At 66.5% G+C, this 19,882-nt stretch carries 19 protein-coding genes; 8 read left to right on the forward strand and 11 right to left on the reverse strand.

Going from position 1 to position 19,882, the window contains the following annotated elements:
* Nucleotide 1: 1 nt before the first annotated feature.
* Nucleotides 2-1,333, reverse strand: coding sequence for a deoxyguanosinetriphosphate triphosphohydrolase (locus AAFN46_RS14680; protein ID WP_347809432.1), 1,332 nt, complete (start codon nt 1,331-1,333; stop codon nt 2-4).
* 181 nt (nt 1,334-1,514) lie between these two features.
* On the opposite strand from AAFN46_RS14680, the gene AAFN46_RS14685 reads away from it, so the two are divergent.
* Nucleotides 1,515-2,627: a GGDEF domain-containing protein gene (locus AAFN46_RS14685; RefSeq protein WP_347809433.1), complete on the forward strand. Its 1,113-nt coding sequence runs from the start codon at nt 1,515-1,517 to the stop codon at nt 2,625-2,627.
* An 86-nt stretch (nt 2,628-2,713) separates the two neighbouring features.
* On the opposite strand, the gene AAFN46_RS14690 is transcribed toward AAFN46_RS14685, so the two are convergent.
* Entirely contained in the window at nt 2,714-3,880 is a 1,167-nt protein-coding gene (locus AAFN46_RS14690) for an EAL domain-containing protein (RefSeq protein WP_347809434.1), read from the reverse strand.
* A 433-nt stretch (nt 3,881-4,313) separates the two neighbouring features.
* Here AAFN46_RS14690 and AAFN46_RS14695 point away from each other — a divergent pair, with 433 nt between their 5' ends.
* Nucleotides 4,314-5,522 carry an ammonium transporter gene (locus AAFN46_RS14695; RefSeq protein ID WP_347809435.1) on the forward strand — a complete coding sequence of 403 codons (1,209 nt, stop codon included), beginning with the start codon at nt 4,314-4,316 and terminating at the stop codon, nt 5,520-5,522.
* Nucleotides 5,523-5,795: 273 nt separating this feature from the next.
* On the opposite strand, the gene AAFN46_RS14700 is transcribed toward AAFN46_RS14695, so the two are convergent.
* The 4 genes from AAFN46_RS14700 to AAFN46_RS14715 all read right to left on the reverse strand — a co-directional run bounded on the left by AAFN46_RS14700 (nt 5,796) and on the right by AAFN46_RS14715 (nt 9,548).
* Entirely contained in the window at nt 5,796-7,064 is a 1,269-nt protein-coding gene (locus tag AAFN46_RS14700) for an OprD family porin (RefSeq protein WP_347809436.1), read from the reverse strand.
* A gap of 109 nt (nt 7,065-7,173) precedes the next feature.
* Complete coding sequence (locus AAFN46_RS14705; RefSeq protein ID WP_347809437.1) at nt 7,174-8,031, reverse strand: MBL fold metallo-hydrolase; 858 nt, start codon at nt 8,029-8,031, stop codon at nt 7,174-7,176.
* A gap of 2 nt (nt 8,032-8,033) precedes the next feature.
* Nucleotides 8,034-8,942, reverse strand: coding sequence for a pyridoxamine 5'-phosphate oxidase family protein (locus AAFN46_RS14710; protein WP_347809438.1), 909 nt, complete (start codon nt 8,940-8,942; stop codon nt 8,034-8,036).
* Between the two features lie 9 nt (nt 8,943-8,951).
* Nucleotides 8,952-9,548 carry a glutathione S-transferase family protein gene (locus AAFN46_RS14715; protein ID WP_347809439.1) on the reverse strand — a complete coding sequence of 199 codons (597 nt, stop codon included), beginning with the start codon at nt 9,546-9,548 and terminating at the stop codon, nt 8,952-8,954.
* 126 nt (nt 9,549-9,674) lie between these two features.
* Between AAFN46_RS14715 and AAFN46_RS14720 the strand changes: the two genes are divergently transcribed.
* On the forward strand, nt 9,675-10,232 hold the full coding sequence (locus AAFN46_RS14720) for a helix-turn-helix domain-containing protein (protein ID WP_347809440.1): 558 nt from the start codon (nt 9,675-9,677) through the stop codon (nt 10,230-10,232).
* A gap of 1 nt (nt 10,233) precedes the next feature.
* Here the strand turns inward: AAFN46_RS14720 and AAFN46_RS14725 are convergent, their stop codons facing one another.
* Nucleotides 10,234-12,192, reverse strand: a complete 1,959-nt coding sequence (locus AAFN46_RS14725; protein ID WP_347809441.1) for a cation:proton antiporter — start codon at nt 12,190-12,192, stop codon at nt 10,234-10,236.
* A gap of 137 nt (nt 12,193-12,329) precedes the next feature.
* Here AAFN46_RS14725 and AAFN46_RS14730 point away from each other — a divergent pair, with 137 nt between their 5' ends.
* From AAFN46_RS14730 to AAFN46_RS14740, 3 genes are all read left to right on the forward strand, one after another.
* A complete protein-coding gene (locus tag AAFN46_RS14730; RefSeq protein WP_347809442.1) occupies nt 12,330-13,469 on the forward strand; it encodes a DUF5610 domain-containing protein in 1,140 nt (379 codons plus the stop codon).
* A gap of 45 nt (nt 13,470-13,514) precedes the next feature.
* Nucleotides 13,515-13,751 (forward strand): glutaredoxin family protein, encoded by a 237-nt coding sequence (locus AAFN46_RS14735; protein WP_347809443.1) that lies wholly within the window; start codon nt 13,515-13,517, stop codon nt 13,749-13,751.
* Nucleotides 13,752-13,948: 197 nt separating this feature from the next.
* Nucleotides 13,949-15,190, forward strand: coding sequence for a glutamine synthetase family protein (locus AAFN46_RS14740; RefSeq protein WP_347809538.1), 1,242 nt, complete (start codon nt 13,949-13,951; stop codon nt 15,188-15,190).
* A 31-nt stretch (nt 15,191-15,221) separates the two neighbouring features.
* Here AAFN46_RS14740 and AAFN46_RS14745 read toward each other — a convergent pair whose 3' ends face one another.
* The 4 genes from AAFN46_RS14745 to flgA form a co-directional block, all read right to left on the reverse strand.
* Nucleotides 15,222-15,962 (reverse strand): flagellar regulator YcgR PilZN domain-containing protein, encoded by a 741-nt coding sequence (locus AAFN46_RS14745; protein WP_347809444.1) that lies wholly within the window; start codon nt 15,960-15,962, stop codon nt 15,222-15,224.
* Between the two features lie 85 nt (nt 15,963-16,047).
* Nucleotides 16,048-16,515: a flagellar export chaperone FlgN gene (gene flgN, locus AAFN46_RS14750; RefSeq protein WP_347809445.1), complete on the reverse strand. Its 468-nt coding sequence runs from the start codon at nt 16,513-16,515 to the stop codon at nt 16,048-16,050.
* Between the two features lie 49 nt (nt 16,516-16,564).
* Complete coding sequence (gene flgM / locus AAFN46_RS14755; RefSeq protein WP_347809446.1) at nt 16,565-16,906, reverse strand: flagellar biosynthesis anti-sigma factor FlgM; 342 nt, start codon at nt 16,904-16,906, stop codon at nt 16,565-16,567.
* A 134-nt stretch (nt 16,907-17,040) separates the two neighbouring features.
* Entirely contained in the window at nt 17,041-17,793 is a 753-nt protein-coding gene (gene flgA / locus AAFN46_RS14760) for a flagellar basal body P-ring formation chaperone FlgA (protein ID WP_347809447.1), read from the reverse strand.
* A gap of 79 nt (nt 17,794-17,872) precedes the next feature.
* On the opposite strand from flgA, the gene AAFN46_RS14765 reads away from it, so the two are divergent.
* Together AAFN46_RS14765 and cheR are read left to right on the forward strand one after the other, a co-directional pair.
* The gene (locus AAFN46_RS14765; protein ID WP_347809448.1) at nt 17,873-18,805 is read left to right on the forward strand and encodes a chemotaxis protein CheV; all 933 of its coding nucleotides are present in this window, start codon (nt 17,873-17,875) and stop codon (nt 18,803-18,805) included.
* A gap of 44 nt (nt 18,806-18,849) precedes the next feature.
* The gene (gene cheR, locus AAFN46_RS14770) at nt 18,850-19,677 is read left to right on the forward strand and encodes a protein-glutamate O-methyltransferase CheR (protein ID WP_347809449.1); all 828 of its coding nucleotides are present in this window, start codon (nt 18,850-18,852) and stop codon (nt 19,675-19,677) included.
* Nucleotides 19,678-19,882 lie beyond the last annotated feature (205 nt).

The raw sequence follows: 19,882 nt of genomic DNA on the forward strand, positions 1-19,882 counted from the left end.
CTCACACCGGGCTGGAGCGCCCGGTCATCTCCCGGGCCATCTCGGTGGCGTAGCTGTCGGTCATCCCGGCGATGAAGTCGATCATGCGCAGGAAGGCGCGGTACAGCGGCCAGCCCGGCTCCGGCGCGTAGTGCGCCAGCAGGTCGAGAATGCGCTGATTCTTGAACGACAGGCCGTGCCCGCGATGCTGCTCCAGGGCCGCGCCGCAGAAGGCGTTGAGCAGTATTTCCAGGGTGGTGTAGGCGCCGATCTCGTGCAGAGTCTTGCGCTTGTCCTGGAAGATCTTCTCGCGCGCCATGGCCTTGGCGCGCAGCACGCAGTGCTTGGCCGAGCCGTGCATGTGCTCCACCAGATCGCCCTGCAGGGTACCGGCGAGCAGGGCCGGTTGCTGTTCGACGAAGGCCCGCGCTGCGGCGTTGGTCAGGTGCTCGATGGCCTTGCCGCGCAGGATCGCCAGCTTGCGCCGGCGCGAGTCCTGCGGGCCGAGCTGGCGATAGGTCTGCGGCAGGTCGTCGCCGACCAGGTCGAACAGCAGCGCCTCGACCTCGCTGTAGTCGAGCAGCTCCATTTCCACGCCGTCTTCCAGGTCGATCAGGCCGTAGCAGATGTCGTCCGCGGCCTCCATCAGGTACACCAGTGGGTGGCGCGCCCAGCGCTGCTCCTCGATCTGCGGTAGGCCGAGCTTGCCGGCGATCTGTTCGAGCAGCGGCAGTTCGCTCTGGTAGCAGCCGAACTTGTGTTTCTTGTAGCCCAGGGCCTCGGCGTGGCGGGCGGTCCAGGGGTATTTGAGATAGCTGCCCAGGGTCGCGTAGGTGAGCCGGGTGCCGCCGTCGAACTGGTGGTATTCCAGCTGGGTGAGCACGCGAAAGCCCTGGGCGTTGCCCTCGAAGTGCAGGAAGTCGTCGCGTTCGGCCTCGCTCATGGCGTCCAGCCAGCCGCGCCCGGCGGCCTGCTGGAACCAGTGGCGGATGGCGTCCTCGCCGGAGTGGCCGAAGGGCGGGTTGCCGATGTCGTGGGCCAGGCAGGCGGACTGCACGATCACGCCCAGGTCGCTCGGCGCGCACCAGTCCGGCAGGGCCTCGCGCAGCATCTCGCCGACGCGCATGCCCAGCGAACGACCGACGCAGCCGACTTCCAGGGAGTGGGTCAGGCGGGTGTGGATATGGTCGTTGCTGGACACCGGGTGGACCTGGGTCTTGCGCCCCAGGCGGCGGAAGGCGCCGGAGAAGATGATGCGGTCGTGGTCCTTGTGGAACGGGCTGCGGCCCAGCTCGTCGCTGCTGTACAGCGGTTTGCCGAGGCGCTCGCGGGTGAGCAGGGTCTGCCAATCCAAGGGCTGTACTCTTCTTCTGATCCTGGGCCTAGCTTCGGTGTTCGTGGCGATGCCTGCAAGTGTCGTGCACTGGCGCACAGAACCGTCGGGACAGACGACGGGCGGCGAGTGCTGGGCTCGCGAGCGCGGTGATATTGTCTTGCCATCGCGTACCGAGCATAACAACAAGAGTAATACGCACATGATCTCAGAGGCTGCCTTACCCAAGGATTCGCAGCAGCAACTGCGCATGCGCCGCTTCATGATGAGCCTGGCGATGTATCTCCTGGCCAGCATTCCGCAGGGCGTCTCCCTCTATAACGGCATCTCCCCGGCCTGGGTCATGGGGCTGTGGGCGGCCATCGCCCTGCTCAGCAATCTCGCTTTCTACCTGTTGTTCCGTTACGGCCTCAACCTGCGCCTGCGCGATCCGAGCATGACCACGGCGCAGATGGTCGTGGCCATCGCCATGGTGATCTTCACCCAGATGTACGCCGGCGAGGCGCGTGGCGCCTACCTGGTGGTGCTGATGATCATCATGGTGTTCGGCACCTTCAGGTTGCGCACCCGCCAGCTCCTCGTCCTCAGCCTGCTGACCATCTTCGCCTACGGTCTGACCCTGCCGTTGATCGAGCGCATCGAGGGCGAGCGCTTCGACCTGGCGGTGGAGATGGTGCTGTGGTGCAGCTTCTCCGCCTTCCTGCCGTTCATCTCCGCTCTCGGTGGCAATATCAGCGACCTGCGGCAGAAGCTGATGGCCAGCAACGCTCAGTTGCAGGAGGTGCTGCAGCAGGTCACCGAACTGGCCACCCACGACGAACTGACCGGGGCCTACAACCGTCGCTACCTGCTGGAGATGCTCACCCACGAGAAGAACCGTACCGACCGTGGCGGCGCCGGGTTCTGCGTGTGCATCCTCGACCTCGATCACTTCAAGCGGATCAACGACAGCTACGGTCATCCGGTGGGTGACGAGGTGCTCAGGACTTTCGCCAACACGGTGCAGCCCCTGCTGCGCAGCACCGACTTCTTCGCCCGCTACGGTGGCGAGGAGTTCCTCCTGTTCCTGCCGCAGACCTCGCTGGAGATGGCCCAGCACTGCGTCAAGCGCATTCAGGACGAGCTGGCCGTGGCCCGCTATCCGAGCCTGCCGCAGGGCATGCGCGTCACCGCCTCCATCGGCGTGGCCCAGTACTATCTGCTGGAGAGCGTGGCCGAGCTGATCGAACGCGCCGACAAGGCGCTCTACAAGGCCAAGCAGAACGGCCGCAACCGCATGGAGATGGCGACCTTCCATCGGCCGCTCCTGATCTGAGCGCCGCTCTCGCTGTAGGGCGTACTCGATCGCAGGGCAGTACACCTGCTCCGCTTGGTGGATTGTCGCTGCGCTCCGAATCCACCCTACGGAAGTCCCGCCGCATCGATATCGAGCAGCAGCAGGCTGCGACCGTTGTCGATGAACTGTCCGGCGGTCAGGCAGTACTGGTTGCTGGTGGCGTCGCGATAGGTGCCGGACAGCGTCAGGCGGTGCTCCTCCCAACCCTCGGCGAGTAACTGGTAGAAGTAGGGGCGCCACGACCAGTTGTGTCCCAGATAGCGAGGGTCTTCGCGCCAGCGCCGGCCGTCCCACTGCAGGTTGGGGCTGGTCTGGGTGCCGTGGCGGTCGCACTGGTAGAGGCGCAGCAGCCAGGGGTAGTCGGCCGGGTCGAACAGGCCTTCCAGGCCGCCGCCGCGCTCGACCCAGGCGCGCAGCAGGTTCATCAGCTCGCCCAGCTGTCGGCGCAGGGTCGTCAGTCGGGCCCGCTCCGCCAGCTTGCGCTGCACATAGCGCTCGCGCAGGCCGGCGAAGCGTTCGACGAAGGCATCGGCGGCGGGGAAGTCCAGCTCGGGCCTGGCGAACAGGTAGCCCTGCACATAGCGCGCGCCGCACTCCAGGGCGAAATCCAGTTCGGCCTCGGTTTCCACGCCCTCGGCGATGATCCAGCAGCCGGTCTTCTCCGCCATCTGCGCCAGGGCCTTGACCACCTCGCCGCTGGGGCCGCCGCGGGCGGCCTCCTGGAACAGGCGCATGTCCAGCTTGAGGATGTCCGGTTGCAGCGCCAGCACGCGGTCGAGCTGCGAGTAGCCGGCGCCGAAATCGTCGATGGCGATGCGTGCGCCCGCCTCGCGGTAGCGCGCCACCACTTCGCTCAGCTTGCCGCTGCCGCCGCCCAGTTCGGTGATCTCGAACACCACGCGCTGCGGCGCCACGCCGTGCTTGTGCAGTTGCTTGAGGCTGGGCAGGGCCTGGTTCGGGCGCAGCCGGCTGATCCAGCGCGGCGAGATATTGAGGCTGAGAAACCAGTCGGCCGGCGCCTCGTGCAGGCGGGCCAGGGCATTGTCGCGGATCTGCCGGTCCAGCCGGCGCAGGCTGGCGGGCGACAGCCGTGGATCGACGAACAGCGGGCCGACCGAGCGCAGGCTGCCATCGGCCTGGCGCAGGCGGCCAAGGGCCTCGATGCCGGCGATGCGACCGGTGGCGGTGTCGATAAAGGGCTGGAAGCAGGCGATGGGATGCCCGTCGATCACGGGAGGTTCCTTGTCCGGGTGGGGCCCGATTGGGGCGGGTCGATGGCCCAGAAAAGCAAGAATACGGCCAGGTCGCCGCAGCGCGGCTTGGCGTGATCGCGCTGCCCGGCCTTGGTGCGCGATGGAGCCGGCAGAGGCCGTGCTCGTCTTTGCTCTCGCCCTATTTGGTACGGCAGTTGCAATCATCTGGTGCGTCAGGGTGGTTGCATGCCTTCGTGTGGGGCACTCGGCAGGCCTGGAGAGGTCGCCTGATTCCACCCTAATGCACTGATAAATAAAGAAAATTGCATCTCATTTGGTTCGTCTGTGACGAGAGAGCGCGCCAAGATCGGCCCTTTGTTTGCCTCGATTTGGTGCATGTTGGCATCAGGATGGTGCGCTCTCTCTTTCGTGTGAACCGATTTGGTGCCGATGTCGCTGGAGCCCTCTGCCGATGGAAAACCTAAACAGCGCCGTGGAAACCCTGATCCACGGCTCCAACACCCTGTTCATCCTGCTGGGCGCCATCATGGTCCTGGCCATGCACGCCGGCTTCGCCTTCCTCGAGGTGGGCACGGTGCGCCACAAGAACCAGGTCAACGCCCTGTCGAAGATCCTCTCCGACTTCGCCGTCTCGGCCCTGGCCTATTTCTTCGTCGGCTACTGGGTGGCCTATGGCATCACCTTCCTCGAGCCGGCGGCGACCCTCACGGCCGGTAGCGGCTATGCCCTGGTCAAGTTCTTCTTCCTGCTGACCTTCGCCGCCGCCATTCCGGCGATCATCTCCGGGGGCATCGCCGAGCGCGCCAAGTTCGGCCCGCAGCTGTGCGCCACGCTGCTGATCGTGGCCTTCGTCTACCCCTTCTTCGAGGGCCTGATCTGGAACGGCAACTTCGGCCTGCAGGACTGGCTGACCGAGCGTTTCGGCTTCGCCTTCCATGACTTCGCCGGCTCCGTGGTGGTGCACGCGGTGGGAGGATGGCTGGCCTTCGGCGCGGTGATCCTGCTGGGCAAGCGCGACGGACGCTATCGCGATGGACGTCTGGTGGCCTTCGCCCCGTCGAACATTCCGTTCCTCGCCCTGGGTTCGTGGATCCTGATCATCGGCTGGTTCGGCTTCAACGTGATGAGCGCGCAGACCCTCGGCAGCATCAGCGGCCTGGTGGCGGTCAATTCACTGATGGCCATGGTCGGCGGCACCGTCGCCGCGCTGCTGGTCGGCCGCAACGACCCGGGCTTCCTGCACAACGGCCCGCTGGCCGGTCTGGTGGCGGTGTGCGCCGGTTCCGACCTGATGCACCCGGTCGGCGCCCTGGTCACCGGCGCCATCGCCGGCGCCCTGTTCGTCTGGGCCTTCACCGCCACCCAGGTGAAGTGGAAGATCGACGACGTGCTCGGCGTGTGGCCGCTGCACGGACTGTGCGGGGTGTGGGGCGGCATCGCCTGCGGCATCTTCGGCCTGGAGGCCCTCGGTGGCCTCGGCGGCGTGAGCCTGACCAGCCAGCTGATCGGTACTGCCCTGGGCGTGCTGGTGGCGCTGGTCGGCGGTTTCCTGGTCTACGGCCTGCTCAAGACGCTGACCGGCATCCGTCTGAGCCAGGAGCAGGAGTACTACGGTGCCGACCTGTCGATCCACAAGATCGGCGCCAACGGCCAGGATTGAACCGGCGCCGTGGCTGTTGTTCTCCCTCTGGGAGAGGGTCGGGGTGAGGGGCAGGCAACGAGTAGGCGATAGTCCCTTACCCCCAGCCCCTCTCCCGGCGGGAGAGGGGAGCACTCTCAAAGCACCGTCTTGAAGGGCTATGGCATTGCGCAGTGCGCCTCGCTGCCGGCCGAAGCCAAAAGAAAACGCCGCGACTCTGTAAAGAAATCGCGGCGTTTTCTTATGTGAACAGCACGACGTCTGCGCGACGGTCTGCCTCGTCGTGCGGGGTGCTTACCAGAGCGGCAGCAGGTAGCTGAGGATCAGGCGGTTCTCGTCGAGGTCGTTGCCGAAGTTGGAGCGCACCGTGGCATTGCGCCACTTGATGCCGAAGTTCTTCAGCGGGCCCTCCTGGAACACGTAGGCGATATCGGTATCGCGCTCCCACTCCTTGCCTTCGGACAGGCCGGCGCCGCGATCGACGTTGTCGCCGGACAGGTAGCGGGTCATGAAGGTCAGGCCGGGGATGCCGAGGCTGGCGAAGTTGTAGTCGTAGCGCGCCTGCCAGGATTTCTCGTCCTTGAAGGCGAAGTCGCCGATCTGCACATAGTTGACCAGGAAGGGGTCGGTGCCGGCGATATAGGCGTAGCCGGTGTCGCCACTCATCTGCTGGTAGCCCAGGCCGAAGGCGTGGCCGCCCAGGCTGTAGGTGAACATGGCGCCGAAGGCCTTGTTGTCGACGTTGGTGTCGCCGTCGTCGGTGGAGCGGGCGAAACGCAGGTCGCTCTTCAGGCTCTGCTTGTCGCCCAGCGGCAGCAGGTGCACGGCGCTGAGGATGTGCTGCTTGTAGAAGTCGTCCAGCGCGCCATAGTGGTAGGCGGTGGTCAGGCGGTCGTTCCACTTGTAGCTGGCGCCGGCGAAGTTGAACTCGTCGCTGTCGACCCCCGTGGTGCCGGTGAAGCCGCGCCCCGTGCCGGTGGTCATCAGCATGGCCTCGTGGTCGGAGGAGTCGCGCTGGTTGACCCGGCTGAGCTGGCCGGCGTCGAGGGTCAGGCCGGCGATCTCCTGCACGTTCAGCCAGCCGCCCTGGAAGCTCTGCGGCAGCAGGCGCGAGTCGTTGGCCGCGACGCTCGGCAGCTTGGGCATCAGGCTGCCGGCCTTGAGCACGCTGTTGGAGACCTTGAGCTTGGCGGTGACCCCCAGGTCGCCGTAGCTGTCCTGCGCCTCGCCGCTTTCGCGGTCGCGCTGCAGCAGGCCGGTGCCGCTGGTGCCGCCACCGGAATCCAGCTTCAGGCCCAGGGTGCCGATGGCGTCGACGCCGAAGCCGACGGTGCCCTCGGTATAGCCGGACTCGTAGCGCAGCAAAAAGCCCTGGGCCCATTCCTCGGCCTTGGCCTGGCCCCTGTTGCCGCCTTCCTGGCGGAAGTCGCGGTTCATGTAGAAGTTGCGCAGTTCTAGGCTGGCCTTGCCGTCTTCGACGAAGGCCGCCTGGCCGATGCTCGGCAGGGTGAGGCTGCCCAGCGTGGCGAGGGCCACGCTAAGGGCGAGGGGGGACTTGCTCATTGTTATTGTCCTCGGCTGGTGATGGCGGCCTGCATGGCCGGGTTGCAGCGGGACGAATAAAACACTTTGCCGGGCGAGCGGCCTCTAGACCTTGGTCGAGTGGCGCGGGTCATTCGACCCAGCGCGGGTAGTAGCCGAGTTCGCGCTGCACGGCCTCATCGTGCGCGGGGATCACCCTCAGCTGCGGCTGCTCCTGCAGCAGCCGATGCACCTTCTCCAACTGCAGGCGGGTGGCCTGCGGGTCGTTGTCGACCATGCGCCTGCTGATCCAGAACTTCTCGCGCGGGCCGGTGAAGCCCTCCAGGCGCCAGCTGGCGTCGCCGGTGAAGAAGAAGCGCCGGCCATCGTCGAGGGTCAGGAACAGGCCGACCGAGCCGGGGGTGTGGCCTGCCAGCGGCACCAGCACCAGGCTGCCGTCGCCGAACATGTCGTGGCTGCGCTCGAAACCCAGGAAGGGCTGCTCGGCGAACTGCAAGGGTACCCAGCGAATGGCGTGGGCGAACTGGCTGGGCAGCACGGCCGGCGGGGTGGCGATGCGGCTGAACTCGATCTCCTCGTAGGGCGCCCAGACCGGCACCTCGGGGAAGTCGACCAGGCCCGAGGCATGGTCCCAGTGGCTGTGGGTGAGCAGTATGCGGTCGACGCGGATGCCGTCGCGCTCCAGTTGGTCGCGCACCGGCTCGACCCGACCGTAGCGCAGCAGCGGCTTGTCGTACCAGGGCATCTCGGCTTCGAACTGGCGGTCCACCTGGCGGCCCAGGGAGGTGTCCAGCAGCAGGGTGGCGGCATGGTGCTCGATCAGCACGGCCACATGATTGGCGATGGTCTTCTCGGTCCAGGCGCCGCCCTCGATGGTGAAGGCGTCGCGGGTCTCGGTCTCGGCGGTCTTGACCAGGGCGAAACGCAGGCCGGCGGCCTGGGACGCGCCGGCCAGGATCAGCAGCAGGGCGCAGAGTAGGGCGCGCATGTTCAGTCTCCTTGGTTGGGCAGATGGGGCGAGGGCTCGGCGGCGGCGAAGGCCAGCGGCAGGCGCGCGCGGCGCAGGCACCAGCGCCCGGGCGTCAGGGCCAGCATGCGCTCGGCGCCGGGTGGCGGCTTCTGCCGGTAGTCCTCGGGCCAGATCAGCTCGGCACGCGCCTCCAGGTGCAGCAGGTCGCCGCTGGCGAAGTCGATCCAGAGCAGGGCGCAGCGAGGCTCCAGCAGCAGGTTGCCGAGGGTGTTGAACATCAGGTTGCCGCTGTAGTCGGGCAGCCACAGGCGGCCGTCCGCGCCGAGGCGGACGAAGCCGGGCGGGCCGCCGCGATGGGAGATGTCGACTTCCTCGGCGTGGCAGCTGGCGATGAACAGGGTGTCGCTGCCCTCCACCAGGGGCAGCCAGCGCGCGTCCAGGCCCGTGCCACGCTCCAGCGGACCCGGCGTGCGCGGCTGGGCTCGCCAGCCGCGTGCCTGGATGTACTTGGGACAGTTGCCGAAGGACTGCTGCACGGCGACGGCGAAGCCGCCCTCGTCGAGCGCCTCGATCCTGCCGTTCAGGCGGTTGCGCCGGCGCGTCGGCAGCTCGATGCCGAGCAGGCCGAGGCTCGCCCCAGCGCGCAGGTTGGCGGCCAGCGGGTCGTCCGCCTGCGGCCGGGCGTCGATGCGCAGCAACTGCGGCTGCGGCGAGTGGCCGAAGCCGGGCTCGCCCCAGAGCAGCGAGGCCTGGGGCTGGCCATCCTCATCGCGACTGCCGACCAGCAGCCAGGGCAGCAGGGCGAAGAACGCGCGATGCTGCTCGGGCATGTACTGGCGGATCACCCGGCGGCCGACTTCTTCCAGCTTGTCGCGCACGCCCAGGCGCGCCTGGATCCGCCGTTCGCCGGGATGGTAGGGGCTGTCCATGGCGGGCTCCTAGAGACCGGGCATGCCGATGTAGCCGGGCAGGGCGCGGATGCGCGCGAACCAGGCGGCGACATGGGTGTAGGGCGAAAGGTCCAGGCCGCCGTCTCCAGCCAGGGCCACATAAGGGTAGACCGCGATGTCGGCGATGCTCGGCGCCGTGCCTTCGGCCAGCCAGGTGTGGTGGGCCAGATGCGTGTCGAGCAGCTCCAGCACCCGTAGCGCCCGCTGCTGGGCTTCCTTGAGGTCGCCGGGCATGCGGAACAGGGCGTGCAGGCGCGCCTGGCCGGGGCCTCTGGCCGCCTCGTTGGCGGCAAAGCTGAGCCAGGCGATCACCCGCGCCTGGCCCGCGGCATCCTGAGGGAACCAGCCGGCGTCGGCATAGCGCCTGGCCAGGTAGGCCAGAATGGCCTGGGAGTCATGGATCGACAGGCCCTCGTCCTCCAGCACCGGCACTTGGCCACGCGGGTTGAGGGCGAGGAACTCGGGGCTTCTCTGCGCACCGCCGCGCAGGTCGACCTGCAGCAGTTCGGCCTCGCGACCGAGCAGGGCGAGGAACAGGCGGACCTTGTAGCAGTTGCCGGAGAGGGTGAAGTCGTGGAGTCGCATGGCGCTGGCCTCTTGTGGGGGTGTCTCGATAATAGACAGACAAGTCTGTATATTTCAAGCGAGACGTATTCGAACTGGAGCGGTGGCCGCCGCCCCCCGCATAATGTCCGCCAGTTGGAGGACCCGATGGCATCGAGCAAACGCGAGCAACTGATCAGCACCGCCCAGAGCCTGTTCGCCCGGGAGGGCTATCACGCCACCGGCATAGACCGCATCCTGGCCGAGTCGGGGGTGGCCAAGATGACTCTGTACAAGCACTTCCGTTCCAAGGACGAGTTGATCCTCGCCGTGCTCGCGCAGCGCGAGCGCCAGACCCTCGACGACCTGGCCAGGCTGCGTGGCGCCAGGTCGCCGCGCGAGGCGCTGCTGCTGACTTTCGACGGCCTCCATGCCTGGATCAACCAAGGCGATTTCTGCGGCTGCAGCTTCATCCACGCGGCGGCCGAGTTCCACGACCGCGACCATCCCATCCATCGCCAGGCGGCGGACTTCAAGGCGGCCTTCGCCGGGCACTTCCACGAGCTGTTGCTGGCGCTGGGAGCTGCGCAGAGCGAGCTGCTGGCCGCGCAGCTGCAGTTCCTGCTCGAGGGCGCGCTGAGCATGGCCCATGTGCAGGGGCCGGGCGAGCAGGCCCTGCAGGCCAGGGCCGCGGCCGAGGTGCTGCTGAGCGCCGCCGGGGTCTGAATCAGGCGCCGCTAAGCAGGCGCGCCTCGCCGGCCTCGATGGCCTGCAGCGGGCCGGACAGCAGCACGGTATCGCCCTCGCGCAGCTGCGGGGCCGGCTCCAGTGGCAGGTCGTGGCCGTCGCGGCGCACCGCCTGCACTTCCAGGCCCAGCTCCTCCAGTTGCAGTTCGGTCGGGCAGAGACCGCAGGCATGGGCGTCCTCCACCAGCTTGACGGCGTGCAGCAGCCGGCGCGGCCGGCCCTGGGCATCCAGCAGGCTGGCCTGGGCGCCATGGTAGAAACCGTGCAGCAGGCGGTAGCGATTGCGCCGCACCTCGTCCAGGCGCTGGTGGACCCGCCACTCCGGGATGCCGAGCATGACCAGGGCATGCGAGGCCAGCATCAGGCTGGACTCCAGGACTTCGGGCACCACCTCGTTGGCCCCCGCGTGTTGCAGTTCTTCCAGGTGGCTGTCGTCGCGGGTGCGCACCAGGATCGGCAGCTCGGGGCAGAGCCGGCGCGCCTGGGCGACGATGCTCAGGGCCGTGTCGGCCTTGTTGACCGCTACCACCAGCAGGCGCGCGCGGGCGATGCCGACGGCCTCCAGCAGGTCGTGGCGGCGCGAGTCGCCGAAATGCACATGGCTCTCGCCGGCGCCGGCTTCCTCGACCCGTACCGGGTCGTCGTCCAGGGCCACGTAAGGCTGGCCCTCGCGCTGCAGGAAGCGGCTGATCGACTGGCCGACCCGGCCGTAGCCGCAGATCAGCACATGGTTCATGAGCCCGGCATTGCGTTCGGCGATCTCCTCCAGGCGGCTCTCGTGCCGCGCGCTGCTGCGCGGCCGTTCGTTCAGCCAGGGCACGATGCGCAGCAGCAGGGGCGTGAGGGCCATGGAACAGAAGGCAGAGGCCAGCAGCACTCCGGCCAGCGGGGCCTCCAGCAGGCTCTGCTGGCGCATCAGGGCGACCAGGGCGAAGAAGAACTCGCCGGCCTGGGCCAGCGCCAGCCCGGTGCGCCAGGCGGTCTCGCCGTCATCCCCGCGCAGGCGTGCCAGCAGGGTCACCAGGCCTCCCTTGAGCGCCAGCAGGATCAGGGTGGCGCCGAGTATGGTCCAGCCGTGCTCGGCGAACAGGCGCAGGTCGATCAGCATGCCGATGCTGACGAAGAACAGACCCAGGAGAATGTCGCGGAACGGCCGGATGTCGGCCTCGATCTGGTGGCGGTAGTGACTCTCGCCCAGCAGCATGCCGGCGAGGAAGGCGCCCAGGGCCATGGACAGGCCCAGCAGGTGGGTCAGCCAGGCGGTGAGCAGCACGATGACCAGGGCCAGCATGACGAACAGTTCGGCCGAGTGGGCCTGGGCCACCTCGCGAAACAGCTTGGGCAGCAGCCAGCGGCTGGCCAGCAGCAGGCCGAAGAACAGCACCAGGGTCTTGCCCAGGGTCAGCGGCAGGGCCCAGTACCAGGGCGTGTCGCCCTGGCCCGCCGCCACGGGTACCAGGGTGAGCAGCAGCACGGCCACCAGGTCCTGAAATAGCAGCACGCCCATGGCATTCTGCCCGTGTTCGCTGAACACCTCGCCCAGGCTGACCAGTTCCTTGCCGACGATGGCGGTGGAGGAGAGCGCCAGGCCCAGGCCGAGCAGCGCGGCGATGACCGGCGCCAGGCCGGCCAGCCACAGGCCGCCGCTCAGCGCCGCCCCGCACAGCAGCACCTGGCCGCTGCCCAGGCCGAACACGCGACTGCGCATCGCCAGCATGCGCGGCAGGGAGAACTCCAGGCCGAGGCTGAACAGCAGGAAGACCACGCCCAGCTCCGCCAGGTGCGGCAGATCCTGGGCCGAGGAGATCAGGTCGAGCGCGGCAGGTCCGACCAGCAGGCCGACGCACAGGTAGCCCAGTACCGGCGGCAGGCGCAGGCGGCGGAACAGGGCGATGACCAGCAGCGAGCAGGCGAGGATGATCAGCAGGTCGGTGAACAAAGGGGGTCTCCCGTTCTGGGCGGCAGCTTGCTGAAGCATAAGCGCCATGGGCAAAGCGTGGCCATTCGTCGGTCGTATCTCAAGTTTCCCGGCCTATGGCCGCCAAGAGGGCAGATGTCCCGACCTGGTACGCCGCCATGAGCGCTCTGGCTTCTCTCTCCCCCTCACTGTCTCGTCCCTCGCTGTCCGATTATCGGCATGTGCCGCATGCTCGGGTCGAGGCGCAGAACACCCTGGCCAACCGCCTGGCCGAGCGTCTCGGCCTCGAGGCAGGCGCGCTCGATGGCCAGCAGAGCGACTTCACCCCGGACAAGGTGGCCGGGCGAGTGCTGGGCTTCATCGAGCGGCGCCTGCGCAGCGAGGCCGCCGCCGGGGCCGATACAGGCAAACTGGAGAGCCTGCTGGCCCAGGCGCGTGAGGGTGTGGAAAAGGGCTTCGCCGAGGCGCGCAAGATTCTCGACGGCATGGGTGTGCTGGGCGGCAAGGTGGCCGAGGACATAGACACCACCTACGCCAAGATTCAGGACGGCCTGCAGGGCCTGCAAGAGGAGTTTGCGCCCAGGGCGCCGGCCGCGCCCGGAGGTTCGGTGGTCGCCGCCGCGGCCTATAGCGAGCGCTTCTCCGCCCGTGCCGAAACCTTCGACATGCAGATCACCACGCGCGATGGCGATCGCCTGCGCATCTCCGTCGCCGCCGCCTCGGCCAGCTGGTCGCAGAGCGGCGCATTCGCCGCCAGCGATGGCACTAACTCACTGGCCGTGTCCGGCAGCCGTTCGGGCAGCATCCAGATCGGGGCCTGGCAAGTGCAGGTGGAAGGCGAGCTGGACGAGGAGGAGCGGGCGGCCCTGGAAGACCTGTTCGGCCAGGTGCAAGAGCTGTCCAACAGATTCTATGCCGGCGATCTGGCGGGGGCCTTCGACCGCGCCATGGAGCTGGACATGGATGGCTCGCAGCTGGCCTCCATGTCCCTGCGCCTGACCCAGACCACGGTGCGCCAGGCCACCGATGCCTATGGCGCGGTGGCGCGGCAGGGCGGCCAGGCGGCCAGCGCGATGAACGACAGCCTGATCGACTACGCGCAGGGGCTGCTGGAGGCGCTGCGCAGTGCCGACGCCCTCGCCCGCGACGCCAGGGGCACCCTGGAGCAGTTGCTCGATGGCGGCTTCGCGCTCGACGAGCGTTTCGGCGAGTCGCTGCTGGACAAGGCCCATGCGCTCAATCAGCGCCTGCTCGATGGCCTGCAGGGCCAGCTGCAGGAGGCCCCGGCCGCCGCCTGAGCGGAGTGTTAAACTGGGCCTTTGAGTCGCAACAGAGACCCGTCGATGCTGCCCGAATGCCAACTCTTCGGCACCCTCGGTTGCCACCTGTGTGAGGTGGCCGAGGCGCTGCTGATGCCCTTCGTCGAACATGGCCTGCTGGTCGAGTTGGTGGATATCGCCGAGCACGAGGAGTGGGTCGAGCGCTATGGCCTGCGCATCCCCGTGTTGCGTCGTTGCGACACCGGCGCCGAGCTCAACTGGCCTTTCGAGGCCGAGCAGGTGGTGAGCTTTCTGCGTTAATTCCCGATCCCTCCGCGAGCTGCTTGATATCCCGAACGGCTGATGCGTATTTTGTACGCATCGCCGCTCGTGCGGCCTCACAGGGAAAACTGCAGATGACGACCGACGGCCGAAGTTCGCTTGCCGAGCGCCTGAAGGGAATAGACGAAATCGAATGCGTGACCGCCGACCTGAATGGCGTGGCGCGCGGCAAGGTGATGACCGCGGCGGGGTTCCTGGAAGGACGTCGCCTGCAACTGGCCAGGGGCGTGTTGCTGCAGTGCATCATGGGCGGCTACCCGCCGGCGCGCTTTTACGGCAGCGACGACGGCGACCTGGTGCTGACCTGCCCGCCGGAGCGGGTGTTTCGTCTGCCCTGGGCCGAGTCGCCGCGGGCGCTGGCCATCTGCGACGCCGATGAGCTGGACGGTCGTTCCTCCGGTCTCTCTACCCGCGGGCTGCTCAAGCGCATCGTGGCAGGCTATGCCGAGCATGGCTGGCAGCCGGTGGTGGCCACCGAGCTGGAATTCTTCGTCTTCGAGCGGCACGCCGACCCGCAGCAGCCGTTCCAGCCGCCGCTGGGTCTGAATGGCCGCCGCGAATGCGGCGAGGCGGCCTTCAGTGTGTCGTCGGGCAACGGCCTGCGGCCCTTCTTCGCCGAGGTCTATCAGTGCATGGATGCGCTCGGCCTGCCGCGCGATACCTTCATGCACGAGATGGGCGTCAGCCAGTTCGAGATCAATCTGCTGCACGGCGACCCGCTGCAGGTGGCCGACCAGACCTTCCTGTTCAAACACCTGCTCAAGGAGGTCGGCCTCAAGCACGGCCTGAGTGTGGTGTGCATGGCCAAGCCGCTGCCGCATACGCCGGGCAGCTCCATGCACCTGCACCAGAGCGTGGTGGAGCAGGGCAGCGGAAACAATATCTTCAGCGATGCCAGCGGCGACGCGACTGCGGCCTTCTTCCACTTCATCGGTGGGCAGCAGGCCGCGCTGGCCGACTTCACCCTGCTGTTCGCGCCCCATGTGAACTCCTACCAACGCCTGTGCCACCCCTATGCCTCGCCGAACAACGCCTGCTGGTCGCATGACAATCGCGCCGCCGGCCTGCGCATCCCGGCCAGCGGTCCGGCGGCGCGACGCGTGGAGAACCGCCTGGCGGGCGCCGATGCCAATCCCTACCTGGCCATGGCGGCCAGCCTGGCCGCGGGCCTGCATGGCCTGCGTCAGCAGTTGCAGCCCAGCGAGCCGATCCAGGGCGAGTTCGAGGTGCCGCCGGCGCTGAGCCTGCCTTGCACCATGCACGCGGCGCTGCAGCGCCTGCAGGGCAGCGCCCTGGCGCGTGAGTGGTTCGGCGAGGAGTTCGTCGGCGGCTATTGCGCCAGCAAGGAGATGGAGCTGATGAGTTACCTGGACGAGATCACGCCCTGGGAAAGGCGCGTTCTGGGCTTTCAGGCCTGAAGATGCGAGAGGCCGCCGGCGCGGCCTCTGGTTATTCCTGCTCGACGCGGCGCGCCTCGCGCTGCAGCTGGTAGACGAAGCGCTCGACGTGACGCTGCTCCAGTCCGTCCATGCGGTGGAAGCGCAAGCCGGCGAAGGTCATGTTGGCCTTTTCCTCGAAGCGTAGGTGGCGCAGCTCGCCGGCGGTGGTCAGGGTGCCGATCGGCAGCATGGCGACAAAGTGCTCGTAGACCTGGCCGGGCTGCAGGCGCTCGGTCACGTTACCGGGGAAGCGCAGGCGGCAGCCGGTGGCGGAGATGTCCAGCATCTGGCCCTTGAGCGGGGGGCTGAGGCGGGCGCCGGACAGCTCGATATTGACCAGCTGTCCCTGACCCAGACTGGCGCGGAAGGCGTTGCGCCGCTGGTGATAGATCATGCGTTCCGGCAGGTGGCACCAGTAGCAGCGGGCGCCCTGCAACTCGCCTATGTGAACGGGGTCCGCGCATTCCCAGGCGATGCGGATGCCGTCATGGAAGGCCTCCACGGTAAAGGGTTCGCCGCTCTGCAGGTAGCGTTCGCCCTCGCCGGGGACTAGCTCGTCCAGGGCGATCACGGCGCGCTCTCGATTGATCTCTACCAAGAAGCTCTGGAAACGCTGATTACGGTCCTTGAATTTGATGATCAGCGGGTCGCGGCCCTGCAGCAGTAGGCGCAGATTGGCGAAGATTTCCAAGGGGGCGGTCAGCACCTTGGGCGGTTGCGGACCGGCTTCCTCGATGAATGGATTGGACACGATCCAGAGGTCTCCAGGCACAAAGCTACTACTGCACTAGCATACTGGCATATGGCCTGTATGTCCCTGTGCTCATCTTGTTATGTCAGGCTTGGCTGAGCGGGCGTTGCTGGGCGATTCTAGCGGCGCCACCACGGCTGTCATAGAGGCTCGGCGTCTCGCCGCCGCGCAGAATGCCGAGCACGCTCTTGAGCGAGGCCTGGTTGGCGCGGATCAGCCGGCCGTTGCGCTGGTTGGCGTCGCGGCAGCGTTCGAGCAGGTCGTTCAGCGCGGTGCTGCGGTCGAGTAGTTCGGCGCCTTCTGCGCGGCCGGCGGCAAAGGCTTCCAGGCCTGCCCTGTCGGGGCTCAGTTGCTGCGCCGAGAGCACCTGGCTGCGTGCGCTGGCATGCTGGTCGAGCAGGCCGAGGAGGGGGAGTTTCTCGCCGAGGATCTGCTCCAGGCGCGGCAGGTCGCGTTCGCTCAGGGCCTGGAACTCGGCGTCGAGCAGCTCGAGCAGTCGTTGGGCCGTGCCGATATCGGATTGGAAGAGGTGCAGCAGGTCTTGGTCGTGCATCGCGGGCTCTGGGGATCGGGCGTCCAATATCCCCAGCGCAGCCCTGAGACTAGCGCTGGGATTCGAAGTCGAGGAGCTTGTCGGCGACGCGCTGGGCATCGACCTGGTAGCTGCCGTCGGCTATGGCTTGCTTCAGTTTGGCGACACGCTCCTTGTCCACGGTCGGCAGGTCGCGCAGTTTGTCGCCGACTTTCTGCAGCTGCTGGGCCTCCCGGCTGAGCTGTACGGACTCGCCCATCTTGGCGGCAGTGGCCTGCTCGTCGGCAACCTGAGCCGCGTTCTGCGGTGCATTGCTGACGGCCTCGTTGCGACCGCTGGCCTGGGCATTGCCGGCTCGCCCGCTGTTGGCGGGGTTGGCGGCATTGTTCAGCCGGTTGAAGTCGATAACCATGTTGTGAACCTCGGACGGTGATCTGGACGCTTGGAAGGTTTTTCGGCCGGTCCCGTCGAAACTTTAGGGCGCGTTAATGTGCGTTGCTTAACAGTGTAGGAAAACGCTGGGGTTTTGCGCTACAAGATTCGTGCCTACATCTCCACCTCGACCTGTCCCGGTCCCACCACTCGGGCCCTCACCACGCGTTGCGAGCTCAGGTTGCGCACGCTGATCTGCTGTCCCAGGCTGCCGGCGGACAAGGCCTCGCCTTGCATGCGCACGCTGATGCCACCGCTGCGCGCGGCTATCACCACCTGGTCACCGCGCTTCACGCTTTCCACCAGGCTGAGCTGCGCCGGGATCAATACCTGGTCCACCCTCGCAGGGCGCGTCAGTTTCTTGCCGACGGCCTGCGCCGGGTCGGTGATATAGCCCCGGCCGAGCTGGCCGATGTCCCGCTCGATCAGGGCTATGTCGTCGGCGCCGATGGGGCTGCCGCGCTTGAGCGGAGTCTTCAGTACTACCACCGGACGCAAGATGCGCACCTGGGCGGGAACGAACACCGTCCAGGGTGTGCTGCCCGGGCAACTGACCCGCACCGTCACGCGCCCGATCGGCTGAGTCGGGCTTTCCAGGCTCTGCGTCAAATCGCTGTCGCAGCTGGCAAGACGCAGACGGGGGTCGAGTGGGCTCACTTGAATTTCATGACGCGCCTGGATTTCGCTACGCTTTAGATAGTCCTCGACAGCGAACTCAAGAAAGCCTTCGGTAGCGCCGATAAGCTCTTCGGGCAGAGTCAGCTGTGCGGCATGCAGCGAACTGTAGCCGAGCAGACCCAAAGCGGGTAAAACGGCTAAAAGGCTTTTTGCCATCATGCGTCGGGAAAGTGTCGTGGGTGCGTTCATGCTACTCACGAAGCAAGGCCCGTGCCGCCTGCTAGTCTTAAGCAGACGCGCGCCACTATGAAAAATAAGGAGTCTGGGCATGGCCGGAGTATTGGACTCGGTTAACCAGCGTACCCAACTGGTCGGGCAGAACCGCCTGGAGCTCTTGCTGTTTCGTCTGGACGGCTCGCAGCTTTATGGCATCAACGTATTCAAGGTGAAGGAGGTGCTGCAGTGCCCCAAACTCACCGTGATGCCCAAGTCCAGCCAGGTCGTGCGCGGTGTGGCGAACATCCGCGGGGGCACCATCCCCATTCTCGATCTGGCCTTGGCCACCGGTAGGCCGGCGCTGGGCGACATTCAGAACAGTTTCGTGATCATCACCGAGTACAACACCAAGGTGCAGGGTTTTCTGGTGCGCTCGGTGGAGCGCATCGTCAACATGAACTGGGGCGAGATCCATCCACCGCCCAAGGGCACCGGTCGCGATCACTACCTGACCGCCGTTACCCGCGTGGACAACCAGCTGGTGGAAGTCATCGACGTCGAGAAGATTCTCGCCGAGGTGGCGCCCATGTCGGAGACGATTTCCGAGGGCGTGGTGGATGTCGAGACCCAGGCCAAGGCGGTTTCCAAACGGGTGCTGATCTGCGACGACTCCTCGGTGGCGCGCAAGCAGGTCTCGCGTTGCCTGGAGAGCGTCGGCGTCGAGGTGGTGGCGCTCAACGACGGACAGCAGGCCTACGACTACCTGCGCAAGTTGGTGGAGGAGGGCAAGAATCCGGCCGAGGAGTTCCTCATGCTGATCTCCGATATCGAGATGCCGGAAATGGACGGCTATACCCTGACGGCGGAGATTCGTGCCGATCCGAGGATGCAGAATCTGCACGTGATTCTGCATACTTCACTTTCCGGTGTGTTCAACCAGGCCATGGTGAAGAAGGTCGGGGCGGATGACTTCCTGGCGAAGTTCCGTCCGGACGAGTTGGCGTCACGCGTGGTCGAACGCATCCGGGTTGCCGATGGGGGCTGAGGGCGGGGCCCTCGGTTAGGACTATGTTTGGTGAGGCAGCTTTAGTGTCTTCAGGCAATTTGGATTTCGAGCAGTTCAGGACCTTTCTGGAGAAGGCCTGCGGCATATTGCTGGGGAGCAACAAGCAATACCTGGTGTCCAGTCGCCTCAACAAGCTGATGGAGCAGCAGGGCATCAAGACCCTCGGGGAGTTGGTGCAGAAGATGCAAGCCCAGCCGCGCGGCGGCTTGCGCGAGCAGGTGGTGGACGCCATGACCACCAACGAAACCCTGTGGTTTCGCGACACCTACCCCTTCGAAGTGATGAAGAACCGGGTGTTGCCGGAGCTGATCAAGGCCAATCCAAGCCAGCGCCTGCGTATCTGGTCGGCGGCCTGTTCCTCGGGGCAGGAGCCCTTTTCGCTGTCGATGACCATCGACGAGTTCGAGAAGACCAACCTGGGCCAGCTCAAGGCCGGGGTACAGATCGTTGCCACCGACCTGTCGCCATCGATGCTGAGCGCCTGCAAGTCCGGCGAGTACGACAGCCTGGCCATGGGGCGTGGCCTGTCGCAGGAGCGCCTGCAGCGCTACTTCGATCCCAAGGGGCCGGGGCGTTGGGTGGTCAAGGCGCCGATCAAGAACCGGGTGGAGTTCCGTCCGCTGAACCTGCTGGAGAGCTATGCGGCACTCGGCAAGTTCGATGTGGTGTTCTGCCGCAACGTGCTGATCTATTTCTCCGCCGAGGTGAAGAAGGACATCCTCACCCGCATTCACGCCACCCTGAAGCCGGGCGGTTACCTGTTCCTCGGCGCTTCCGAGGCGCTCAACGGCCTGCCGGATCTGTATCAGATGGTGCAGTGCAGTCCGGGGATCATCTACAAGGTCAAGTGATTCGCAATGCGTATGCGAGACGGGAGGCCAATGGCCTCCCGTTTTCGTTTCGGCAGGCGGCAAGGCGGCCTTGCCGGCTTTGCCGCCTGCCGTCCGGAAAGCGGAAAAGCCTTGCCGCTTTCCGGGTGGGAGACGTCTTATTCTTATTCAAGCCATTGAAAAATAAGGATAAATAAATCTGGCATAGCCTTTGCTGTATGTCTGG

The sequence above is a fragment of the Pseudomonas sp. CAU 1711 genome (assembly GCF_039888625.1).
GTDB lineage: Bacteria > Pseudomonadota > Gammaproteobacteria > Pseudomonadales > Pseudomonadaceae > Aquipseudomonas.